We start from the raw sequence: 2,373 nt of genomic DNA on the forward strand, positions 1-2,373 counted from the left end.
GCTTCTGTTTCTACTGGGGTACAACAAGCTAAATATTTGAGTATTGACCGTACTGGTGCGAACTACAATAGCCTTGATCGTGCTTACGGCATGAGTGTTCGTTGTATTAAATCGAAGCCTGACACTGATACAACAGGAGAGTACCAAGCGGTCGTCTCAGGTACACTGCTACGCAATGTTTGGCTTGATAGAAACTTAGGTGCAACACAAAAAGCCACCTCAGGCACTGACTCTAATGCTTACGGAACTTATTACAAGCTTGGTAAGGCTACATGCCCAACGAACTTTACCCTGCCATCTGAGAAAGATCTCAAGGTGCTTATTGCCGAGCTTGGTGAGGGTAGATATATTGTCCAAAATGCCTTCTTTAGTGCGATGGCGTTGCCGGCTGCTGGCCATGAAAAAGATGACAGAACTGTGGGATCCAGCATCTATCTGAGGGGTGCTGGAAATCAGGTAGTTTTGATTAACAGCGAAAGGGGCAATGGGCGCTTCTACGAGGATAAGGCTGAGAATAATGACGGTATACCTGTTCGTTGTATTAAAGAAACTAGTTCTATAGGTTCTGATGCGTCAACCGAATTAGTAACACTAACAATCACAGATAATTCCCCCAAGCCCAATGGGAGCGGAAAAGGCATAATTGGGGCTGCTAAAACCGTTACTTTTACTTTTGATTTTTCAGAGCCTGTTGTTGGTTTTACAGTCTCAGATGTGAAAATTGAAAATGGCAAGATCGTTGCAGGTGCAATCATTCCAGTTAGCGAAGCTCCAGCAAATACTCGTTGGACATTAACTGCGTTCCCAACACAAGGAATGAGCAGCAACTCCTTGGTAGTTACAATTCCTGCAAATTCTGCGCTCGATCGTAATGCTAATGGGAATGTTATAGCGAGTCGTAGTGTTAGCTTAAATACAGAACCACCAAAAGCTATAGTTATAGAAAAATGGGCTACGGACGCAAGCGCGGATAAGGGTTCCGGCGCCAAGCAGCTTATTGGCAAGCCAGACCTGGGGCTGAATCTTGGCGATCCGGCGGTGAAGAATCACCCGAAGTCTTGGTTAGAAGGAAAAGGAAATAAGGGTCTGACCAATCTCACGCTTACATATGATAAAGACGAACCACTATACATTCAATCTGTTGTTATTCGTCAGACTTTTAACACTGGAGGAGGTGTTGATATGATCTCTGGGATTGACTCGGATGGTAAGGAGACTCCTCTTTATAATTCATTTAATGACGAACTTAGTGAGTTCTCGGGTGCCGATTGTACAAATTCTAGCTGGGGTATGCAAGTAAACGACAGAACGATAGCTCTAAACTCCAAAGCAATGAGACTAGGTCCGTTTTACAAAATAAAGGTACTAGTTGGCGTTCAAAGTGCTGGCGGATTTGACGGAGTTGACGCAGTAAAAATCACCGGATTCAAAGATAAACCTCTCTGATAAATATTTTGCATAAATAGCCATAACCAGCACTAAGAATACAACATTCAAGTACTGGTTTGTTATTTGTTTAAAGTATTTAGCGAGACAAAAAATCTCATCAGAGTTTTTTAGAGGTATTTAAAATAGTATAAAAAACTTTATATAAAGAAGGATAATGATATAATTCTCGTTAATTTTTTTACAACTCCCCATGCTCATCATGTCAAACATAACAAAATCCCATATCTTGCTTTCTAGTGCGTTCAAGCAATTCAAACACTTTTTTGCGCTTAGCCTTTTAATCACATTTTCTTTGAATGCTTTTTCTGTTGATGATCCTCAGCAACTTAACAAAGAGGCGCTTAACAAAGAAGAATTTAACAAAGAAGCCTACTTAGACCTCAGTAAGCCTTACCAGCAAAACAATCCACAGTCTGCCAAGCAAGACAACCAAGCCACGACTATACTTAAAGAAGTCGCAGGTGCGGCTCGCACTGCTCTAGGCTCTACCAACTCAGGCAATACCGACCAACTGGGTAAAAAGGTTGCTACAGACATTAAAAACCAAGCCATTAACAAAACCGAAGGCTTGGTTAATGATAAAGCCAACGCATTTTTAAATGCATTTGGTGCGGGTCGTAGTGAGGTGAGTATTGATGGGATGAAAGCAAACATACTGAACTATAGTATTAAAACCATTCAACCCCTTTCTGAGCTTAATACCAACAGCAAAGAGTTAACTTTCTTTCAAGGTGGCATCGCTTCTAACAGAAGGAGTGAAAGTAACGACAGTCGTCGCACTACGATTAACTTAGGCATTGGTCATCGTCTATTGGTAGAGGATGACATGGCAATCGTCGGTATTAATGTTTTTACTGATTATGAGACCAAATCCAGACACAGGCGCCTAAGTCTTGGTTTGGAATACCAGCGCACTAACTTTAG

Annotated in this window: 2 protein-coding genes; both read left to right on the forward strand. The window is 41.6% G+C overall.

The genetic code is table 11. The features are described from left to right. A partial coding sequence (locus BBROOKSOX_RS10095; RefSeq protein ID WP_180323991.1) for an Ig-like domain-containing protein occupies window positions 1-1,446 on the forward strand: 1,446 nt, incomplete at its 5' end. Window positions 1,447-1,648: 202 nt separating this feature from the next. Beyond that, window positions 1,649-2,373: inverse autotransporter beta domain-containing protein (locus BBROOKSOX_RS10100; protein WP_180323992.1), on the forward strand; the 725-nt coding region annotated here is incomplete at its 3' end.

The sequence above is a fragment of the bacterium endosymbiont of Bathymodiolus sp. 5 South genome, assembly GCF_900128535.1.
Classification (GTDB): Bacteria; Pseudomonadota; Gammaproteobacteria; order PS1; family Pseudothioglobaceae; genus Thiodubiliella.